This is a genomic window from Globicatella sp. HMSC072A10 (genome assembly GCF_001811625.1).
Lineage (GTDB): Bacteria > Bacillota > Bacilli > Lactobacillales > Aerococcaceae > Globicatella > Globicatella sanguinis.
The window spans coordinates 1-4,444 of record NZ_KV805813.1 but is presented as its reverse complement, the minus strand read 5'-3'; the positions used below and the strand labels follow the sequence as shown (position 1 = coordinate 4,444).

Annotated in this window: 3 protein-coding genes; all 3 read left to right on the top strand. The window is 37.0% G+C overall.

The genetic code is table 11. The features are described from left to right. Window positions 1–363 precede the first annotated feature (363 nt). The 3 genes from HMPREF2811_RS09790 to HMPREF2811_RS09780 all read left to right on the top strand — a co-directional run bounded on the left by HMPREF2811_RS09790 (window position 364) and on the right by HMPREF2811_RS09780 (window position 4,222). Window positions 364–978 carry a GntR family transcriptional regulator gene (locus HMPREF2811_RS09790; protein WP_084802122.1) on the top strand — a complete coding sequence of 205 codons (615 nt, stop codon included), beginning with the start codon at window positions 364–366 and terminating at the stop codon, window positions 976–978. Between the two features lie 119 nt (window positions 979–1,097). Further along, the gene (locus HMPREF2811_RS09785; protein WP_084802121.1) at window positions 1,098–2,474 is read left to right on the top strand and encodes a quaternary amine ABC transporter ATP-binding protein; all 1,377 of its coding nucleotides are present in this window, start codon (window positions 1,098–1,100) and stop codon (window positions 2,472–2,474) included. After that, window positions 2,474–4,222 carry an ABC transporter permease/substrate binding protein gene (locus HMPREF2811_RS09780; RefSeq protein WP_071409163.1) on the top strand — a complete coding sequence of 583 codons (1,749 nt, stop codon included), beginning with the start codon at window positions 2,474–2,476 and terminating at the stop codon, window positions 4,220–4,222. The genes HMPREF2811_RS09785 and HMPREF2811_RS09780 overlap by 1 nt, the downstream gene beginning before the upstream one ends. Window positions 4,223–4,444 lie beyond the last annotated feature (222 nt).

Below are 4,444 nucleotides of genomic sequence, written 5' to 3'. Positions count from 1 at the left end.
GTAGAAAATTGAATGATTTTCACTTCGTCTGTTCACCCCCAACAGGTAGGTAAGTCTAAAATTTTCACTCACTTCGTCATCTAGATTTTCTGTTCGCCCCCCAACAGGTGAGTGAGCCACAAATGACCGTATTCCAATGTGATTCCAATATGCTAAAGGTCGTCATATAAAGTAACATTTGATTCATTTAGTTTCACATATCATTTTACATTATCTTGTTAGATAGATATCGAAGTCCGACCATCATTAAAGCTCTCGTTATCTAGGCGGAAGCTCATTTTATTCATTTCTAAGTGACTACCTTTCTATTGCATTCTGGTCACTTATGGTGCAAAATAGGAATCAAACATAGGAGGTGACAAGATGAGTTATGCTAAAACACCCGCATATCAGAAAATCAGTCGAACACTGATTGACCGCATCGCTTCAGGCTATTATCAAGAAGGACAAAAATTATCGATACGTACGGATATAACCAGTGAATTTAAGGTATCTCCTGAGACTGCGCGTAAAGCCGTTAATTATCTCGTTAAATTAGGCATCATGCATTCTTACCATGGTTCCGGAACCGTCGTGGCGTCAAAAGATCGTGCGGTGCAATACATCAAAAATAATAAAGACGAAATCATCATTGATCAATTACATAATGAAATCTCTCAAAGTTTGTCAGAACAACAACAAACCTGGAAAGTTTTCCAAGACAAAGTCACACAACTGATTGACTATTCTTATAAAATGAAATTAAATAATCCCTTCAATCCTTTTGAAATTTATTTAGACCATCATGCTAAATATCTAGGAAAATCCATCGAGAGTCTTAATCTTTGGCCCAACACCCATGCTACCCTTGTGGCACTTGAACGAGAAAATGAATTGATTCTTTCTCCCAATCCAAAAAGTCAGTTAAAAGAAAAAGATATTTTATATTTTATTGGGGAACCGCAAACAATCGCATCAGTAAAAGCATTCTTCTATTAATAATATTGAAAACCAATACTGATTTTCATGAAAATTAGTTTGAATCATTTGCAATAAGTGACTATTCTATGTATCATAGAGTTGTCACTTATTTAGTTTTTAAGAAAAGGAGAAATGTTTTGACTAAAGTACAAATAAGAAACCTTACCAAAATTTTTGGTAAGAAAACTAAACAAGCACTTGATTTAGTAAAACAACAAGTGCCAAAACAAGAGATATTAAAAGAAACTGGCGCCACAGTTGGTGTCTATGATATTTCAATGGATATTAATGAAAATGAAATTTTTGTGATAATGGGACTATCCGGTTCTGGTAAATCCACTTTAATTCGTTTATTAAATCGTTTAATTGAACCAACTTCCGGAGAAATTTATATTGACGGAAAAGATATTAACAAATTAGATAAAGAAGAATTGCGTCAAGTTAGAAGAGAAAAAATCAATATGGTCTTTCAAAACTTCGCTCTTTTCCCACATCGTACCATTTTAGAAAATACTGAATATGGTATGGAATTACGTGGAGTTGATCCAGAAGAACGGACCAAGCGCGCAGAACAAGCTTTAGAAAACTCAGGTTTACTTGCCTTTAAAGATCAATTCCCTGACCAACTTTCAGGGGGGATGCAACAACGTGTCGGGTTAGCCCGTGCATTAGCGAATGATCCTGAGATTTTATTAATGGACGAAGCATTTTCTGCCTTAGACCCCTTAATTCGTCGCGAAATGCAAAATGAATTAGTAGAACTACAAGATAAAGTTCAAAAAACTATCATCTTTATTACCCACGATTTAAATGAAGCGTTAAGAATTGGTAATCGTATCGCGATTTTAAAAGATGGTCAGTTAATGCAAATTGGAACCGGTGAAGAAATCTTAACTAATCCAGCGAATGATTATATTCGTGATTTCGTTGAAGAAGTCGACCGTTCAAAAGTATTTACTGCAGAGAACATCATGGAACCTGCTATCTCATCAAATATTGATTTAGATGGTCCACATGTCGCCTTAACCCGTATGCGTCAAGAAGGAAGTTCGTTAGTGATGGCGATTAACTCAAAACGACACTTATTGGGTTATATTGATGCCGATGATTTATTAAGAGCGAGAAAAGAACATTTATCATTAAACGACGTTATCAATGAAAATGTAACGCGCGTTGAAAAAGATACTTTGGTTAGTGATTTATTCGAATTAACCAATCTATCACCCGCTCCCATCGCTGTTATCGATGAAAACGATCGTCTGATAGGCGTTATCCGTCGTGGTCAAATTATTGATTCCTTAGCAAAATACACAGACGAATCAGAGCATGATGCCAATCCAACGGATTCAACTGAAACGGATGTAGTTAAGGAAGCGACCACAACTGATTCGGCCAACATTGATTCGAATCCAGAAGCAACTACAACTGATTCAGCCAATGCTCATTCGATAGAAGATGCAACTACAACTGATTCAACCAATGTTCACACAGCAACCAAGGAGGTGGCTAAATAATGAATTCAGTTCAAGATTTTCTAACTCAACCCATACCATTATCTGATTGGGTCAACAGTGCGACGAATTGGATTACTAATACCTTTAGTGGACTATTTAATATTTTACAATCAATCGGCGAAATCACCATGAATGGTATTACTGATTTATTAACGACAATTCCCGCTCTATTATTTATTATTTTAGCGACTGTCGGCATGTATTTCTTATCTAAAAAAAGTAAAGGTCTTTCTTTATTTACTTTTTTAGGCTTACTTTTCGTCTATAACCAAGGTTTATGGCCAATGTTAATGAGCACTTTAACCCTAGTACTCATTTCAAGTTTAGTGTCAATTATCATTGGGATTCCTTTAGGTATTTTAATGGCAAAAAATCAATTAGCAGCGAAAATCATTGCACCGATTTTAGACTTTATGCAGACGATGCCTTCGTTTGTTTACTTAATTCCAGCGGTTGCCTTCTTCGGAATCGGCATGGTTCCCGGAGTATTCGCCTCAGTTATTTTTGCCTTACCCCCTACAGTTCGCTTTACTAATTTAGGGATTCGTCAAGTACCGAAGGATTTAGTCGAAGCTTCTCAAGCGTTCGGTTCAACAGGTGTTCAACGATTATTTAAATTAGATTTACCAATGGCTAAAGATACCATCTTTGCTGGTATTAACCAAACCACAATGCTAGCCTTATCAATGGTCGTAACGGCATCGATGATTGGAGCACCTGGTCTTGGTGAAGGTGTCTTAACGGCATTACAAAAAGCAAATATTGGTTCTGGTTTTGTCTATGGTGTTTCACTGGTTATCTTAGCGATTATCGTGGACCGCTTTACTCAACTATTAAATCGTCCTCGTGTCGCTAAAACCAAAGAAGAAAAGAAAAAAGCACGAATAAAAACATCAGCTATCAGCTTTGCTGTATTAGCTTTACTAGCTGGCAGTACAGCTTATTCTTACTTAGCTAATGCCAATAAACAAACGGTTACCTTGGCGTCAACTCAATGGGATGCCGATTTAGCCACTTCAACCATTGTCAAACAAATTTTTGAAGAGATGGGCTATGAAGTCGAAATAAAACCATTAGATCCGGCTATCTTGTTCTCCTCAGTCGCTTCAGGTGAAACAGATGGTACATTAGTGCCATGGTTACCTTATACACATGCCGCCATTTATGAAGAGTATAAAGATCAAATCGTCGATTTAGGCCCTAACACTACTGGTGCTAAATTAGGACTGGCTGTGCCAACCTATATGGAAGATATTAATTCGATCGCCGATTTAACGGATGAAGCCGGAAAAGTCATCACTGGAATTGAACCTGGAGCTGGTATTACGAAAGCAACGGATGAAACCATTAAGACTTATTCAAATTTAGAAGGATGGACACAAAAGACTTCTTCTACCGGAGCGATGACCACTCAATTAGATCAAGCCATTAAAAATAAACAAGAGATTATTATTACTGGCTGGACACCACATTGGATGTTCGAACGTTTCGATATTAAATATTTAGACGATCCTGAAGGCACCATGGGTGGCGAAGAACAAATTGTCAGCTTTGCTCGTATCGGTTTAGAAGAAGATATGCCGGAAGTATTTCATATTTTAGACCAATTCGAATGGGATATTGCTGATTTGGAAGCTATCATGAACGAAATGGAAAACGGTCAACCTGCTGAAACAGCCGCTTCAGAATGGATAGAAAACAATCGTGACACGGTAGATAATTGGATTGAAACAGCAAAACAATCATAATCTTTAATGTAAAAGAGACTAACCACCAAGCACTTGTTTGGTAGATGGTCTCTTTTTTTGGAATGAGTCAAAACAAAAGTGAGTTTGGTCTTAGAAGCCCCCTTCTCTATTCGCTACAACCAAAATGCAATATAACATATTTCATCATCCTACAAAGAACGCAAAAAAACACCCCTTCGATTTTCTGTAGAAAACGGCTCTATACTTTTTGGTGTGGATTTA